Origin of the sequence: Bacillus alkalisoli (genome assembly GCF_002797415.1) — a bacterium.
GTDB lineage: Bacteria > Bacillota > Bacilli > Bacillales > Bacillaceae_I > Bacillus_CD > Bacillus_CD alkalisoli.
On record NZ_KZ454944.1, the window covers coordinates 329,075 to 346,581 of the forward strand.

The 17,507-nt window shown below is 44.4% G+C and carries 16 protein-coding genes; 13 read left to right on the forward strand and 3 right to left on the reverse strand.

The annotated features are described in order from the left end of the window. The first annotated feature begins 103 nt into the window (after positions 1-103). The 6 genes from CDZ89_RS01600 to CDZ89_RS01625 all read left to right on the forward strand — a co-directional run bounded on the left by CDZ89_RS01600 (position 104) and on the right by CDZ89_RS01625 (position 6,094). On the forward strand, positions 104-1,708 hold the full coding sequence (locus tag CDZ89_RS01600; RefSeq protein ID WP_100334234.1) for a gamma-glutamyltransferase family protein: 1,605 nt from the start codon (positions 104-106) through the stop codon (positions 1,706-1,708). A gap of 163 nt (positions 1,709-1,871) precedes the next feature. Continuing rightward, positions 1,872-2,429 carry a chromate transporter gene (locus CDZ89_RS01605; RefSeq protein ID WP_096156384.1) on the forward strand — a complete coding sequence of 186 codons (558 nt, stop codon included), beginning with the start codon at positions 1,872-1,874 and terminating at the stop codon, positions 2,427-2,429. Further along, positions 2,429-2,959, forward strand: coding sequence for a chromate transporter (locus CDZ89_RS01610; RefSeq protein ID WP_100334235.1), 531 nt, complete (start codon positions 2,429-2,431; stop codon positions 2,957-2,959). The genes CDZ89_RS01605 and CDZ89_RS01610 overlap by 1 nt, the downstream gene beginning before the upstream one ends. 132 nt (positions 2,960-3,091) lie before the next feature. Beyond that, on the forward strand, positions 3,092-3,697 hold the full coding sequence (gene pcp / locus CDZ89_RS01615; protein WP_100333035.1) for a pyroglutamyl-peptidase I: 606 nt from the start codon (positions 3,092-3,094) through the stop codon (positions 3,695-3,697). Between the two features lie 793 nt (positions 3,698-4,490). Next, positions 4,491-5,315 carry a DUF1028 domain-containing protein gene (locus CDZ89_RS01620; protein ID WP_100333036.1) on the forward strand — a complete coding sequence of 275 codons (825 nt, stop codon included), beginning with the start codon at positions 4,491-4,493 and terminating at the stop codon, positions 5,313-5,315. Positions 5,316-5,365: 50 nt separating this feature from the next. Beyond that, positions 5,366-6,094: a DUF4181 domain-containing protein gene (locus CDZ89_RS01625; protein WP_100333037.1), complete on the forward strand. Its 729-nt coding sequence runs from the start codon at positions 5,366-5,368 to the stop codon at positions 6,092-6,094. A gap of 545 nt (positions 6,095-6,639) precedes the next feature. On the opposite strand, the gene CDZ89_RS01630 is transcribed toward CDZ89_RS01625, so the two are convergent. Further along, a complete protein-coding gene (locus CDZ89_RS01630; protein WP_100333038.1) occupies positions 6,640-7,074 on the reverse strand; it encodes a hypothetical protein in 435 nt (144 codons plus the stop codon). A gap of 302 nt (positions 7,075-7,376) precedes the next feature. On the opposite strand from CDZ89_RS01630, the gene CDZ89_RS01635 reads away from it, so the two are divergent. From CDZ89_RS01635 to CDZ89_RS01660, 6 genes are all read left to right on the forward strand, one after another. Beyond that, a complete protein-coding gene (locus tag CDZ89_RS01635) occupies positions 7,377-7,556 on the forward strand; it encodes a hypothetical protein (protein WP_096156389.1) in 180 nt (59 codons plus the stop codon). 69 nt (positions 7,557-7,625) lie between these two features. After that, positions 7,626-7,931 carry a DUF4212 domain-containing protein gene (locus CDZ89_RS01640; protein ID WP_100333039.1) on the forward strand — a complete coding sequence of 102 codons (306 nt, stop codon included), beginning with the start codon at positions 7,626-7,628 and terminating at the stop codon, positions 7,929-7,931. A 210-nt stretch (positions 7,932-8,141) separates the two neighbouring features. Then, entirely contained in the window at positions 8,142-9,794 is a 1,653-nt protein-coding gene (locus CDZ89_RS01645; RefSeq protein WP_096156391.1) for a sodium:solute symporter family protein, read from the forward strand. Between the two features lie 240 nt (positions 9,795-10,034). Further along, on the forward strand, positions 10,035-11,900 hold the full coding sequence (locus tag CDZ89_RS01650) for a DUF294 nucleotidyltransferase-like domain-containing protein (protein ID WP_100333040.1): 1,866 nt from the start codon (positions 10,035-10,037) through the stop codon (positions 11,898-11,900). 136 nt (positions 11,901-12,036) lie between these two features. Then, positions 12,037-12,699: a 3'-5' exonuclease gene (locus tag CDZ89_RS01655; RefSeq protein ID WP_100333041.1), complete on the forward strand. Its 663-nt coding sequence runs from the start codon at positions 12,037-12,039 to the stop codon at positions 12,697-12,699. Between the two features lie 84 nt (positions 12,700-12,783). Further along, complete coding sequence (locus tag CDZ89_RS01660; protein ID WP_096156394.1) at positions 12,784-12,963, forward strand: hypothetical protein; 180 nt, start codon at positions 12,784-12,786, stop codon at positions 12,961-12,963. Positions 12,964-13,022: 59 nt separating this feature from the next. Here CDZ89_RS01660 and CDZ89_RS01665 read toward each other — a convergent pair whose 3' ends face one another. Both CDZ89_RS01665 and CDZ89_RS01670 read right to left on the reverse strand, forming a co-directional pair. Beyond that, complete coding sequence (locus tag CDZ89_RS01665) at positions 13,023-13,706, reverse strand: DUF4956 domain-containing protein (RefSeq protein WP_100333042.1); 684 nt, start codon at positions 13,704-13,706, stop codon at positions 13,023-13,025. Then, on the reverse strand, positions 13,691-14,446 hold the full coding sequence (locus tag CDZ89_RS01670) for a polyphosphate polymerase domain-containing protein (RefSeq protein WP_096156396.1): 756 nt from the start codon (positions 14,444-14,446) through the stop codon (positions 13,691-13,693). Before CDZ89_RS01670 ends, CDZ89_RS01665 begins: the two co-directional genes overlap by 16 nt. Positions 14,447-14,848: 402 nt before the next feature. Between CDZ89_RS01670 and CDZ89_RS01675 the strand changes: the two genes are divergently transcribed. Next, positions 14,849-17,311, forward strand: coding sequence for a CotH kinase family protein (locus tag CDZ89_RS01675; protein ID WP_100333043.1), 2,463 nt, complete (start codon positions 14,849-14,851; stop codon positions 17,309-17,311). Positions 17,312-17,507: the final 196 nt, after the last annotated feature.

Below are 17,507 nucleotides of genomic sequence, written 5' to 3' on the forward strand. Positions count from 1 at the left end.
CCGAAGTTTGTCGAATTGAAATTATTCTGAAAAGATATTATAATAAGAATAATTCGGTTATCGAAATATCAAAGGGGGAGACAGATTAATGGAGAACTTAAACATGGACTTTTTACATAACCCGTACCCGTCGCAACGTAACACAGTGTTGGCGAAAAACGGAATGGTCGCGACATCGCAGCCACTAGCAGCAGAGGCTGGACTGCAAATCCTAAGAAAAGGTGGAAACGCAATTGATGCTGCAATCGCAACAGCGGCAGCGCTAACAGTGTTAGAACCTACGTCAAACGGAATCGGTGGCGACGCGTTTGCACTTGTTTGGACAAAGGGGAAGTTACACGGACTTAACGCAAGTGGTCCAGCACCATCATCCATCAGCATCGATGCGGTAAAAGAGCTTGGACACAACGAAATGCCAAAACTAGGCCTCATCCCAGTTACAGTCCCTGGTGCACCTTCCGCATGGGCAGAGCTTTCCAACAAATTCGGGAAACTTCCTTTAATTGAAGTCCTAGAGCCAGCCATTCAATATGCAGAAGAAGGATACCCTGTGTCACCGACGCTCGGGAAGTATTGGAAGTCCGCTTACAATGCATACAAGAAAAACTGTACGACAGAGGAATTCCAGGGCTGGTTTGATACATTTGCGCCGGAGGGCCGCGCTCCAGAGATAGGGGAAGTGTGGAAATCTCCCGGTCATGCAGAAACATTGCGCCAGATTGGCCTAACAGGTGGAGAAACGTTTTACAGAGGCGACATTGCCGATAAAATAGCGGAATTCTCACAAGCGCACGGCGGTTTTTTACAAAAAGAAGATCTTGCAAACTATCAGCCTGAGTGGGTCGACCCGATTAAGGTGAATTATCGCGGCTATGATGTGTGGGAAATTCCGCCGAACGGGCAAGGGATTGCGGCGTTAATGGCGCTCAACATGCTGAAGGACGACGTGTTCCACGAGCGCGATTCGTTGGAGACGTACCATAAGCAAATCGAGGCGATGAAGCTCGCGTTTGTAGATACGAAGAAATATGTGTCCGATCCGAAGACGATGACGTACTCTTCAGAAGCCCTTTTATCGGAAAAATTCGCCAAACAGCGCAGAGCGGTAATAGGTGATATGGCATTGACGCCGGAACCAGGAACACCACCAAAAGGCGGTACCGTTTATTTAGCTACTGCCGATGGGGAAGGAAATATGGTATCCTTTATCCAAAGCAACTACATGGGCTTCGGTTCAGGCGTTGTGATACCGGGGACGGGGATTGGTTTGCAAAACCGCGGGCACGATTTTTCGCTGGATCCGGAGCACGAAAATGCACTTGCTCCTGGGAAAAAGACGTTTCACACGATTATTCCTGGTTTCTTGACGAAAGGCTCGGAGCCGGTTGGGCCGTTTGGTGTGATGGGTGGCTATATGCAGCCACAAGGACACATGCAGGTCGTGATGAACACGGTTGATTTCCATTTGAATCCGCAAGCGGCGTTGGATGCACCACGTTGGCAGTGGATGGAAGGAAAGAAAGTGCTTGTGGAACATCACTTCCCACTTCATTTAGCGCAGGCGCTAGCTCGAAAAGGCCATGAGATACAAATAACGTTAGATGGCGGCGCGTTCGGTCGCGGACAAATTATTTGGCGTGATCCAAAAACAGGTGTATTGTGTGGAGGAACAGAATCACGCACAGACGGACACGTAGCGGCGTTCTAATATTACAAAATATTACAGGTGCCTGGCACCCGTAACAGTTCTGTAACCATACAACCCGCTCAAACCTAGCGAGCACTAAAAATATATTACAGATGTGTAACGGGTGCCAGGCACCTGTTACACAATTGCAATCTACTAGAAAGAAAGAAGGCAACAAACTTATATGAAACACTATCATTTATTTCTAGCATTCTTCCGAGTTGGCATGCTTGGCTTTGGCGGCGGACCATCGAGCATCCCACTCGTACATAAAGAAGTAGTCGAAAAGTACAAATGGCTAAGTGACGATGATTTCTCAGACATCCTCGCCTTAAGCAACACGCTCCCTGGCCCTATCGCCACCAAAATGGCAGGCTACATCGGCTACAGAGTCGCAGGCACACTCGGCATGCTAAACGCAATCCTTTCATCTATCGTCCCAACCATCGTACTTATGATCGTCCTACTCACCACCTTGTCCAACTTCCGCGACCATCCCGGAGTACAAGGTATGACAAAAGCGATCGTGCCAGTGGTAGCTGTCATGCTTGCTAGCTTAACATGGGACTTTTTCGCTAAATCAAAACAAGGACTCGGCATCACGGCGGCGACCATTTTAATCATCGGAAGTTTAGTTACAATCGAATTGCTCGGCATTCATCCAGGCCTTATCATCGGCGCCCTCCTACTAGCAGCACTAATTAAAAAAGACAAACAACCTGAAGGAGGCAACGCAACATGATTATTTACTGGCACATTTTCCTTGCCTTCTTCATCCCAGGAATCGTCGGCTATGGTGGCGGTCCCGCGACCATTCCATTAGTAGAAAATGAAGTTGTCCACCGATATGAGTGGCTATCTGTTCAAGAATTCAGTGAAGTGCTCGCACTCGGCAACGCCCTACCAGGCCCAATCGCGACGAAAATGGCTGGCTACATCGGCTATGAACAGGCCGGAATCCTTGGAGCTGCAGTCGGCGTTTTCGCAACCGTCGCACCATCGCTCATCCTCATGATCGCACTCATGAGCTTGCTCTATAAATTCAAAGACTCGCCAAAAGTAAAGCGTATGTCGAATTACGTACGCCCAACTATCGCTCTACTACTTGGTGTGATGGCGTACCGCTTTTTCGCCCAATCATACGAAGGCGCTGGCCTCATCCATTCGGCGATCCTAGTTATCGCAAGCTTTCTCTTGCTCGAAAAATGGAAAGTCCACCCAGCCTACGTTATCGTTGGCGCACTCGTCTACGGCGCCGTGCTTTTATCTTAAGAAAATACATTCGAATTTCGTTTAGTCTTTCCGGAATAATGTTTTTATCACCTTATTCCGGGACTATCCGATTCTCTCGTCGCCACACCTACAAGCTCTAACGTTACAAGCCATCTAAGGAGGTACATTTCCGTGAAAAAACTATTACTAACAGGCTTTGTCCCATTTCTACAATTCCCGGTCAATCCAACTGAGGAAATCGCGAAAGCACTCGACGGAACGGTTATAGGAGAATACGAGATTCACAGTCGAGTTCTACCAGTAGATTTCGCCGAATCGGCACCACAACTACTAGCCTACTACGATGAACTACAACCAGACGCTGTCATCTCACTTGGCCTTGCAGCAGGAAGAGCCCACATCACACCAGAACGCATCGCCATTAACTGCAAAGACGGCGAACCAGACAACACCGGCAAAGCATGCGAAGACGAACTAATCGAGACGGATGGCCCAGACGGCTATTTCTCCACCTTACCAATTCGAGCAATGGTCAACACATTGAAAGAAAACGGCTACCCAGCCAAAATATCCAACTCAGCTGGCACGTACCTTTGCAATAACGTTATGTACGCCACGCTACATAAAATCGCGAGTTCATCGGATCGAAGCAACGTCCGCGCAGGCTTCATCCACATCCCAGCTTCACACGAATTAGCATTAAAACTAAACAACAGCCCTAGTTGGTCCCAACAAGACTTAACAAACGCAATCAAACTAGCCATTCAGACGTTGTAATGGCTGTTTTTAATTAAAACTATCAAAATATTCTTTATTTATTGTGTGGAAGTGGTAAAATTTAGTTCATATAGACTATTTATGCTGAAAATGAACAGAGCATGAGGGGGAAAACGTCTAACATAGATAGGAAGTGAGGTTATTGTAGGTTTTATCGGCGAAAATACGGAGTCAATCGGCGAAAATGCAGGTTTTATCGGCGAAAAAAAAGGGTCAATCGGCGAAAATGAGGATTTAACCGGCGATAAGGTGGTGCTTATCGGCGAAACACACGAAGTATCGGCGAAAGTGGCCATTTATCGGTGAAACAGCTACGTCTTATCTTATCAAAAAAAGCGAGCAGTTGGTTGTTAAACCAATGCTCGCCTTACCTTACGAAAAATGCTACAAGTTTGACCCAGCCGAACGTAGAGAGCCAAAGTGGCACACTTAACATCGTGCCCCAAAACATTCCTATTAATAACCGATTTTTTTCCATCGTATACCGCCTCCAAAAAGAATCATGTTCTATTTATTGGTCGAAACAAAATAAAATATACAAGCCGGAAATCTATTTGAGTAACTAAAAAATGTTGAACTACTAAACGAAAAACGAATGAAGACACGTTAATTGGAGTAAAGTCACCGTTTTGAGCTAATGCATCTTATGTGCAGGGTGACATCTTTTCGTTTTTCAGTAAACTCATCCTATTAAGATTTTAGTGCGTTTAAAAGACTATACCCCAATCTACAGAAAAATATAGGGGTAATGTGTCTGTATTCTAAAAAATATTATGACAAAGGGGAGCAAATTATGACATATTCTATCGTGGGTTATTGTCCGAAAGAAAAAGAGTGGGGAATTGCAGTTCAATCGAAGTTTCTTGGAGTGGGCTCTGTTGTGCCGTGGGCGAAAGCAGGAGTTGGAGCAGTTGCAACGCAATCGTATGCAAATACTTCGTATGGTCCAAACGGGCTCGAACTAATGGAACAGGGAAAAACAGCGGAAGAAGTAGTGCAACTATTAACAGAGGCAGACGAACATCGTGAATTTCGTCAGTTTGGGGTAATTGATGCACAAGGTAACGCGGCGAGCTATACTGGTTCAAAGTGCTATGACTGGGCAGGAGGCAAAATCGGAACGCATCATGCGGCTCAAGGCAACATCTTGGTGAGTGGAGAAACTGTTAGCGAGATGGCTCAAGTTTTTGAAAAAACAGAAGGGCCTTTGGCGGAGCGACTGTTGAAGGCGTTAGCGGCTGGACAAGAGGCGGGTGGCGACAGTCGGGGGCAGCAGTCGGCGTCGTTGTTAGTTGTGAAGGAGAAGGGCGGATACGGCGGGTATAATGATCGCTTTATCGACTTAAGGGTGGAGGACCATCCGCTACCGATTCAAGAGTTAACGCGAATTTACCAACTGCAACAGTTGTATTTTGCACCGACTAAACAAGAGAATGTGGTGGAAATCGAGGGAGAGACGGCACAAACGTTGCAAGCCGAGTTAGAAAGATTAGGATATTACAAGGGCGACTTGCAAGAGGCGTTGACGACGTATATTCATACAGAAAACTTCGAGGGGCGCGAGCAGGCGGTTGGGTTGATAGATAGTGAAGTACTGGATTATATGAAGAAGCAGTGATGCATTGAAGGGTCTGACCCCGCGGTGCACAAGCAATTGGGGGAGAGTAAATGTCATTTGAATTAGGTTTCATTATTCTTATTTTAATTTATGGGATGATGTTGTTAGAAAAGTGGCTGAATCGCAAGCTGCCGCACTATGAAGATGTGTCAGAGACAAAAGGAACGAACCTATTATATTGGGGTGGAATTTTGATTCTTTTGGCACTATTAGCGTTGGCTTATTTTGGCGACCTATCGAACATGACCTTTGTAAAGTGGGCGACGATAGCTGGTATTACGGTAATGTGGACCCTCAAAGCGGCTTTGGAGTGGAAGTATTTGGAGAGCAAGAAATATGTGAATACATTAATAGTAATGGGGCTCGGAGTGGTGCTAGTTTTTGGCGGGTTTTTCGTGTATGAGGGAAGAACGCAAACGACTTACGGGGAACTACTGAGTTCGGTAATTGGGGATAAGGAAATTGAAGAAATTTATATTTTATCGTGGGATGTAGATGAGGAACGATACAGACATAAAAAAGTGGCGATAACAGATAAGGATATGATCAACCGGTTTTTCGAGGACTCGATTGTCAATATGGAGCTTCAGAAAAGGAACGTTCTGCCTGGAATGGAATATCGGATGATGATCAAAACGAGCGGCCGACAAATTATTCATGTGGAGTTTTCTCCAGGGGAAAATTTAGTTCGCATTCAACATGAAAACTATGTGATCGATGGAGAGAATGAGATTTTGGAAGTATTGAACAGCATGGAGCTGGAATGGGAGAAATATTGAGTCGAGTGAGCCGAGGGTCTAGTCACACTGGCACCTCGGCTCCTTTTTTTTGTTAATCAGGTTAAAATGGCTCACTTTTTTTAAAAAATGGTCATTCTTATCATGATATAACACGTTTTGGTCATTTTATGAGGAATTCGTACATACACCTAGAGGTATATTTAGTCTTTTTTGAGCAATAATCGTGCGCCACGGGCCATTTTTTGTGCGGCAAAAGCCGAAAGTGGTGCACCTACTACCAATTTTTGTGCGTCTAGCAATCATATTCGTGCGCCAAACCTCGTTTTCGGTGCGCCAAGTATAAATATACCCCCAGTTCCATATACAGGTGCAATTGCACTTCAACATTCCGAACACGCTTTGTCCGGATGTGGCTACTTTTTGTCCGCAACTCGCACAAAATTGTCTGCAACTTGCCCAATCTTGTCTGCATCTCACTCTACTACCTATACATGTTACTACCACCATAACAATCATGCCCACCCGCAACCAAACAAAAAAGCGTCAATCCCTACACCACCAGGACCAACGCCACCCGCCTAACTTTAATTCTCCCTCTCCAACTCCTCTTCAATCGTCCCCAAAAAGTCCGTGCCCTTTACAACCTTATACAACTGCCCACCATGTTTACTAGAATTCAACCAAAGATATTCACCGCTCTTATGTAACTCCATCCCTAGCTGCTCGCCACTATCCGAATAAATCCTTACCGCATAATCTCCAACTGGTGGAGTCCCATTTTCCCGTTTTAACTCCATACCAGACAAGTCATTTACAATGCGATCAATAACCGCCTTATCTCGCACAGTCACGAGCGCATTATCCTCATACCGATTAATGACCATCTCGCGCATATTATCCACACTCACAACCGAAAATATCGCCTTTTGCGAAGTCACAATACTCATCTGCCCTTTCACCAAATACAAACCAACACCAACCACTAGCAAAAAAGCGCCAATCACGAAAAGCTTCTTCATCTCCATATCCTCCCAGCCCCCACAGGCATGTCTTTATTTACCAACTACTTCTCCTATTATAATATTACTCTCACAAAAAATGTAAAAATATTATAAAAATTACCTCAAACAGTTTCCCACACCAAAATAGGAAAAACCAAAAACCGCGACCTATCAACTAGTTTCGGCCTGTTAACTTTTCTCGTAGAAAAATTCACAAAACATTTCGGTTGACGAATGGAAATGATTGTACCATAATTTAGTTCATAGAATAATCACAAAATTCCAAAAACAAGAAAGGGGGCATCCTCCCAAGGGAACATATGATACTTATCTTCATGGCCATCATCGTCGGTGCAAGTATCTTTCTTGCCATAAAAAAACAAAAACCAATATTTCTATCCGTACCAGTCTTAGCCATCATCACATACGCCATAATCGAAATAGCACTAGTTCCTGCACCATTTCTAGACACAGTCAAATTCATTTTCAGCCTGCAATAACCGAGTGAGTTCTATAATGTATTCATTCAATACGAAATGGATTCAACAAATTAAAAGGAGGTAAATCATTTGAAAAAAATCGATAAAACAGTAGCAGACGCCTACTATCGCGAAAAAAACAAATACATCGCAGCCTACTTAATCATCTGGTTCATCGCATCATACGGAGTCGTCTTGTTCGCCGAAAGCCTACAATTCACCATCCCTGGACTAGCATTCCCATTCCACTACTACATGGGAGCCCAAGGAGCCATCCTAATCTTCATCGTCCTACTATTCGTTAACGCAAAAGTAAGCGACAAAATCGACCGAAAATACGGCATCGACGACAAAGTAAACGAAAGCTTAAGCGCCGGCAAAACATTCGACCACTAACTTGTAACCGTATTCACACACACTTCCAAGACCTTCACACACACTCTTTTTTTCAAAACTAACAGGTGCCAGGCACCACCCGAAAAATCTTGTTTCACAAAAATGTTTCACGCAGTATGACAAAAATATGACAGGTGCCAGGCACCAAACCAACTCTTTTAGGGGAAAAGAGTTTACATAGCCACACACACGCCAAAGGGGGAAAAACACATGGATTCACAGTTTCTCGTTTCACTAGCGTTAATTCTTGCAACCTTCGCACTATACATCGGAATAGCCATTTTTAATAAAGCAAAACAAACATCCGATTTCTACGTAGCTGGACGCGGCGTTCCACCAGTTTTTAACGGAATGGCAATCGGTGCCGACTGGATGAGTGCAGCTTCATTCATCGGAATGGCCGGCACGGTAATGTTACTCGGTTACGACGGACTAGCATACATAATGGGTTGGACAGGCGGATACTTACTATTAACGTTCCTGCTAGCCCCACAACTGCGAAAGTATGGCCGTTACACAGTGCCTGAGTTCATTGGGGACCGATTCGACAGCCATACAGCACGTGTTATCGCAGCAGTATGTACGATTATTATCAGTTTTACATATTCCATCGCACAGCTTTCAGGCTCAGGTGTAGTTATCGGACGCTTACTGGAAGTAGATGCGAAGGTTGGAACAATGATCGGGGTAGTGCTAATCGCTTTCTACGCAGCGTTCGGAGGGATGAAAGGGATCACGTGGACGCAAGTAGCGCAATACGTTATCTTAATCACCGCATACTTAATCCCAGTAATCTTCATGTCTCTACAACTAACAAGCAATCCATTACCATGGATTTCATACGGACAAATCGTACAAGAGCTAGGTGAGCTAGACCGCCAGCTTGGGGTGTCGGAATATTTTGCCCCGTTCACCAATGATACAAAATGGCAGTTCATGGCGTTAATGTTCACGCTAATGGCTGGTACAGCGGGACTTCCGCACGTTATCGTTCGTTTTTACACAGTTTCCACGATGAAAGCGGCTCGTTGGTCTGGAGCTTGGGCGCTACTTTTCATCGGTTTACTTTACATTTCCGCACCAGCTTATGCAGCATTCTCACGCTTCATCTTAATGAAAAATGTAGTTGGTAATCCAATCGATCAGCTTCCAGCATGGACGGAAACATGGATCAAAACAGACAAACTACGAATCGCCGATGCGAATGGCGATGGAATATTACAATGGAGTGAATTAATGATTTCCAACGATATCGTCGTAATGGCAACACCGGAAATCGCCAACCTTGGTATTTTCGTTATCGGATTAATGGCAGCCGGCGCAATGGCAGCCGCACTTTCAACAGCTGGTGGACTAATGATCTCCATCTCGTCTTCGTTCGCGCACGACATTTACTACCGAGTACTAAGACCGAACGCAACAGACAAAAACCGTCTACTTGTCGGCCGTATCACAATCGTAGCGGCAACGGTTTTTGCCGGATTAATCGCACTAAACCCGCCGGGAGCAATCACACAAATCGTAGCATGGGCATTCGCCTTAGCTTCGGCTACATTCTTCCCAGCCTTACTACTCGGAGTATGGTGGAAACGTGCAAATGCAAATGGTGTTATCTCAGGGATGTTAGTAGGACTATTCGTCACCATTGGCTACTTAATTGCAGCTAAGTTCTTCGGATTCTCGGTAGCTGGAATTATCGACACAGGTGCCGGCGTCTTCGGAGCAGCATCCGCGATCATCACAATCGTGGTCGTATCACTGATGACAAAAGCACCATCACAAAAAATCCAAGAAGAAGTCATGGACCTACGCTACCCAGAACAAATGACATACAAAGACGGCGACGTATGGATTAACAAATAACACCAGGTGCCAGGCACCACCCGAAAAATCTTGTTTCACAACCAATGTTTCACACAGTATTACAAAATTTTTACAGGTGCCAGGCACCACCCGAATTTTCTTGTTTCACAAAATGTTTCACAAGACAAAGAGATAACTAGCTAGAAGCTATATAGATAATAGGGGATAACAACAATAAAAACGGAGGAACGCTGTGGGAGTAGCGTTCCTCTTTATAAATAAAAAGGAGTCTCAAAAACTATGAACCATTTCATCTTCTCCAACCTCACACCAACACACCTACAACAATTCCTCACTGAATGTAGGGAAGAGGAAATAGCGTACGGCGGCGTTATCCTACAAAGAGACACACCGCGCAACGGCCTTTACTTACTACTTTCCGGAAAAGCCGAAATCTACATTCCAGGTGGCTTAACCGGCCACGACGAAGTACTCGACATTATAGAAGAAAACGAACTAATCGGCCTATCTCACATTCACGAGACACTCTTTTCTCATAGTGACACGAAGCCAACACAACTTCACCTAGAAGTACGAGCGATCAACGAAGCAAAAGTATTATTCATCCCAGATCATCTCATCCAGCAACAACTTCAACACGAAGAGGTCAAAGAAGCACTCCTAAAAGAAGTGTCTGCCCGCTTAAACGACGTCTACCATTCGCTTGCGGAACAAATGAAACTAGCAAACAAACTTGGCGAAGAAAAACCATATATTGTGAGAGTGCAAGATATCATGACAGCCGAAGTCAAAACAACAGCTCCAACGACAACAGCAACCGAAGCTGCGAAGCTTATGAGCAACTCCAAATCAACGGCCCTATTAATAGTAGAAGAGACCAAGCTAACAGGCATCTTAACCGAGCGCGACTTCGTAAACCGCCTAATCGCAACAGGCACGAACGCCACACATACACCAGTCGAAAAAATAATGACCGTCAACCCAGTCACCATCGACCATCGTGCCTTTTATTACGAAGCACTATCCAAAATGCTCATGAACGGGATTAACCACCTTCCCGTCACAGCAGACAAAAACGAGCTAGTCGGCATCGTTACACTGGCAAACCTTTTGCAATACAAAAAAGAAGGGCTTCTCCAAACGACCGAACGACTCAACAACTTAACGGTCCAAGACCTACCAACAATCAAAGAGCACCTTTACGCCGTCCTATCAACACTCATGCAACAAAACGTACCCATCTACCATACACTTCACGTCATGAACACACTGTACGACCAGCTCATCGAAACGTGTGTGCGGTTGGCTCAAGAGGCGATGGGGGAGGCACCACCGTGCTCGTATGCGTTTTATACGATGGGAAGCAGCGGCCGCAAAGAACAATTTCTCTTAACAGACCAAGATCATTTTCTCATTTATGAAAAAAATGGCCATGGTACACAACAGTATTTCGAAGCTTTCTCGCAAAAAATCGTCGACTTCCTTCAAAGCGCTGGCTACCAGAAGTGCAAAGGGCACATGATGAGTAACTACGAACAATGGCGTGGACCACTCGACCAATGGGAATCGCGGTTGAACCACTGGGTCCTGCATTCAACCCAAGAAAAATTACTGCTGGCTCAGAATTTTTTCTCATGCAGGTTTATTACGGGGGATGCTGAGTTGCATCAGTCATTTATTGCAATGGTTGAGTCTACATTTCACCGTAAAGCAAAGATCTTTTTATACCGGCTTTCCGAAAACGAGCGAAGCAACATGATTCCAGCGCTAGAACAACCGATTCGTTCGTTGTTCAGAAAACAACGAAAAGAAATAAACATTAAAAAGCATTTGCTATTTCCATATCATCATAGCTTGCAAATTTTATCGATTATGCACGGGATTGTGTACGGGACGCCGTTAGAAAAATTACAAAAGTTACACGAGCGCGGAGTTATTTCAGAGAACTTCCATAAAGATTTACAAGACTCAGCAGCGGCTGTCCTTGGGTTTTACGTACAAAAAGAGTGGAACGCCTACAAATCAGGAGACGAACTAGGCCAGCCACTCCAACTAACAAACCTAACCACCCGAGAAAAAGAACAATGGATGCTCAACGTCAACCTAATCAAACAACTCCAAACCTACATGCTCTCATACTACTAAAGGTGCCAGGCACCACCCGAAAAATCTTGTTTCACACTAAATGTTTCACACAGTATTACAACAATATTACAGGTGCCAGGCACCACCCGAATTTTCTTGTTTCACAAAAATGTTTCACAGGAAGGAGGCGGACGAAATGATGTTTCTAAGAAAAACCCTACCTACTAAACTAGTGGACGATATTCCGTTGTCCACTCCAATAGAGGAGCTAACCTTCACCGTCTTTGATACAGAAACAACTGGGTTCGACATCGCCAAAACAGATAGACTTATAGAAATCGGCGCCGTTCAAGTCAAAGGATACACTGTCCATGAACAGAAAACGTTCCAAACATACGTCAACCCATCTCGACAAATTTCTCGGGAAATAACGCAACTGACAGAAATAACAAACGAGCACGTTTTCGATGCGCCTACCGCCCAACAAGCTATCGAGCAACTGATGAACATGGCAACAGCGGAAAATTCAACATGCCTTGTTGGCCATTACGTCACCTTCGATTTATATGCATTTAAATACGAGCTCAAGCGCCAAAAGCTAAACTGGAAACAACCAAAAGCACTCGACACCCTCAACTTAATAGGTTACATCGCACCTTCCTACGACATGCGAGACTTAGAAAAATACGCCAGAGAGTTCGGCACGAGAATATATCGTCGCCACTCCGCACTCGGCGACGCCCTAACAACCGCCTACCTATTCACCGAACTACTAGAAATGTGCCGAGACCGAGGCAAAACAACATGGGGGGACTTACTACAAATCGGAAGCGTTGGGGCAGATACGATGAGTCGGTAGTAAATAAAAATAGAAGTGGAGTAGTTGGAAGTTTGTGGTGAAATCAACAAAAAGAAAGAATGCATGTTAAGGGGAGGGCTTATAATGAAATTGTTACCTGCTTTTATTGGTTGGGTATTTATTTTGGGGATTCAAGTTATTTGGCTAATGAACGATATTTCAGCTGGTGCTCACAATCAAGAGGTAATCTATGTATTTATCATTATTACTCTAGTTGTTGGGGCTACTGGACTTAACATATACAGTAAACATTTAAAGAAATGATGTAAAAAGAGGGACGGGGTTTGTTTCTCATTTAATGAGAAGCAAACCCCGTCCCCGTTTTAATTCAAATCCGCATAATTAATCATCACGTTCAAATTCGAATTACGTTCCCTAATCGCATCCATTACTTCTTTGTCCTTGACGCCTTCTTTCATCAACACTTCATACTCCAACTGAATCATTGTCCCAAGATTCGTCGTCTGCACACGATTCAATGCGTGATACGACGTATACTGCGCAAACACATCATCCAAAAGCCCATCATACTGCAAGTTTTCCGGCACCGTCACCTTCAACGTACGAGGCGACTCCTCACGTGCCCCGTAATTAAACCAAAACAACACATAAATCAACACACAAAGCGTCAACGTAAAAATAATCGCCAGCAAGTAAAACCCTAAACCACAAGCAATCCCGGCCGCCATCGCAAAAAAGATGAACGCAATATCTTTCGGATCACTCATCGCACTTCGGAAACGAATAATCGAAAACGCCCCAACAAGCCCGAACGCCACCGCCACGTTATTCCCAATCACAATCATAATCAACGAAACAACGACACCCATAATAATGACCGTATGTACATAAGACTGCGAATAACGAGGCCCCTTATACGTCATCTTATACACCTTCGTAATAATCAAAGCCAAAATAAAACTCAAAAACACAGCCAAAAAGCCATCCACAATCGTCATTCTAGTCGTCGTATCATGCTGCCTTAATACTTCTAGTAAGCTATCCATCCCAAATCTCCCTCTAAACTTTCTACTAACTCATCCTCTAACAAATCCACACTCGTACAAAACTTCGACACACTGCCCTTGCGACACCCTAACTCACCTAACAACCGCGAAAGCCAAAGCGGCACACTATGGTCGACCTTCACCTCTAAAACAACCAAATCCTCATTGACAAAAAAAATGCCATCCGCCCCATTTTCAATTCGTAAGTTATCTTTGCGACAACGCAAATTATAATCAAACGTCACGCGCAAATCCGGGTCATCCACTCCAACAAACGCTTGCCTGTCATAACTCACAATGTTTTCTGGCACAAGATTGTACAAACTCCGAAACGAATCAATTTCATTAAAGATCTGCTGATTTGATACTTCCAAAACTAGCCCGTCCATCGAGCCATGGGCCAAATAGTCATAAGCATGCGCTAACTTAATCCCGGTCCGCCGCTTGTTCACCCTGTTTTTATACTTCTTTTTAATTTCAAAATACGCGAAATCCTCCAAAGTAGCCGCATTATAAATACGCAAACGCAGCTTCTGGCGATACCGACTTTTATTACGAGTTTCATAGTAAATTTTTTTATCCAACGAATCAAAATACAAACTAATAATATTGTATTTTCCTTGGGCGTCACCGTACCGGTCATACACCATTCGTCGCTTCAAAATTTCCGCCATTTCTTCATAAACGTGAAAAGGAATCAAAAATTTCAACTCGTACCGACTAAACATTTCGCCAGCCATTCTCGCACCCCCGAATCGAGGGGACAGACCCGTTGAATCATTCGAATCCCGAATGGAATGATTCAACGGGTCTGTCCCTATGCATCTTCTTACCGTGTTCTGCCAAAATATACAATTATTATATAATAGAATGTTAATAGATTGTTAAAGTTATTTCATAATTGTAGTATTATTGTAAATAATATGAAAACTATTTTTAGTTAAGCACCGCTGTTGATTTCCGCACAAGCCTCCGCTTTCCGCGGGCGTGCCGGGAGCCTCCTCGCCGCAAGCGCCTGCGGGGTCTCCCGCTTCCCGCTTTTCCCGCAGGAGTCTGCGGCTTGCGCGGAAATCAACAGCTAGATAGGCTTTAAATTCAAATATAATCCTTAACTCAACCTTAAAAATTATCGGAGGCACCACATGACGAAGCAAAAACTGTTGTTACTACTTGTTTTTCCCATCCTTTTCATCGCCTGGTATATTACGTATGCTTTAGCATCAGGACCAATTATTAAAGATGAAAACTTAGAAAAAGCCATTCGCATCGCCATCAATTATGAAGTGGGGGAGATTCGTGCGGATCAATTAAAAGGCATTCAAGAACTTGTTCTAAGAGATAGCGAGATCGAAGACTTAGAAGGAATTCAACACTTAACAGCCCTTGTGTCCCTAGACCTGAGAGACAACAACATAAAAGATATCTCCAAACTTAGCACACTAACAAACTTGCATGAGCTAAACTTACGTGGCAACGAGATCACCAATATCGAAGCCATTGCCAACATGACTGCACTCCGCGAACTAAACATTCGCGACAATAAGATCTCAGATATCACACCGCTTCAAAACCTTGTGTTACTGAGAGACTTAAACTTACGGAACAACCGGATATCCAACATCAAACCGTTACAGTCGCTAGACAACTTAAGAGACCGCCTTTACTTAGAAGGCAACCTAATCAACGATTTCACACCAGTCATGCATTTTTATGAGCAAATTCAAGATACAGATTTTACGATCGAGAACGTTTCTAGCGCCGAAATGGCTCTCCCCATTTTTTCACAAAACGGGGGGTTCTTTTCTGAAGAGATGGTTTTAGAGATTACGAGTCCAGCGCCGGATGCGATCATTTACTACACGTTAGACGGGTCCGAACCAGATCCGGTTCATAATGAAAAAAACACCCTTCGATACGAGGGGCCAATTCCTATAAAAGACCGTACGCCAGAAGATAACGTATGGAGCATGATTCCGACAAACAATAACGTAGAAAGTCGATTCTGGAGTGCCCCGCAAACGAGCGTGCCAAAAGGAACCGTCGTGCGTGCGGCCAAATTTATCAATAACTGGAAAAGTGAAACGGTAACCCATACATACTTTATTCAACAAGATTACACCATTCCCGTTATTTCACTTTCCACCGATAGCGAAAATTTATTCAGTGACGAGAAGGGCATTTATGTACCGGGTATGCATCATGACCCAAACGCGGAAAAGCCAGACGAGACCGGAAACTATTATGAAAGTGGCACCGACTGGGAACGGCCCATTCATATCGAATACTTCGAAACGGACGGCAAGCGCGCTTTCGCTCAAAATGCCGGAGTTCGCATACACGGCGCGTTCACAAGGCGGCTGCCACAAAAAACGCTTCGCCTCTATTCCAGAAGTGACTACGGAACAAGTCGATTTAGTTACCAATTTTTCGATGAGAAACCTATCGACGACTTTAACCGGTTACTGCTAAGAAATTCCGGCAATGACTGGGGATCGACTATGTTCCGCGACGCAGCCATTCAAACCGTCATCCGTCATATGAACATGGAATCGCAATACTACAAACCAGCGATTGTGTTTATGAATGGGGAATACTGGGGCATCCACAATATACGCGACCGGATCGACCAACATTATTTTGAAACACACTACGGCCGCGACCGCAGCAACTTTACTATTTTAGACAGATATGGAAATTTAGAAGAAGGGGACGAACAAGGAGTAGAAGACTATGCCAACATGGTAGACTACGCCGTCACGAACAACCTGAACGAGCCAACCCATTTTGATCACATCGAAAAATCAATGGACATCGATAACTACATTGAATATTACGTTGCCCAAATTTATAACGCCAACACCGATTGGCCACAAAACAACATCAGCTTTTGGCGCTACGAAAACCGCACGAACGAATCCAACTTGCCAAAACAACTAGACGGCAGATGGCGCTGGTACGCCTACGACATGGACCGCTCACTCGGCTCAGTCGAAGCAGAACACGACACCATCGCTTGGGCAACAAGGGCAATACGAGAATCCACCCAACAAGACGAATGGTCCACCGCACTATTCCGTGCCTTGCTCGAAAGCGACGAATTCAAGCGGAAATTTATCAACACGTTCGCCGACCACCTAAACACAACATTCGCCCCAGAGCGAGTGATCGCCATCATCGAAGAACTACAAGCCAACATCGAACCAGAAATGGACCAACACATTAAGCGATGGAACGCACCAACTAGCATGAATATTTGGCGCAGCAACGTGATGCATATGAAAGGCTTTGTGAGAAAACGTCCAGCTCAAATTCGTAGTCACATCATGGCGCATTTCAACCTGTTAGACAAAGCTACGATCACCATTCTAACAGAGATAGAAGGTGGGACCGTACAAGTAAACTCAATTGAAATAAGGACCCCTGGGGTGGTAGACCCATCTAATTGGACCGGTCACTACTTCCAAGGCGTACCAATTACGATCACTGCCACACCAAAACCAGGCTACAAGTTCGTAGAATGGAAAGACCTAAACAACACCCAACAAACGATCGAACTAACACTAACAAACAACATTACGATACAACCGATTTTTGAAAAAGAGTAGCAGGGAGAAGATGAAAGAAGTTATCCAGAAAGTATTTTCTGAACAACTTCTTTTTCAAATAGTTTAGTGTTGATAGTAGAAACGGCTGTCAAGGCCGATTATCCCTCAGAAAAGGAGAGAACCGTCAATAGAAAGGGAAGTCAAGGCCGATTAGCCGTAAGAAAAGGAGAGAACCGTCAATAGAAAGGGAAGTCAA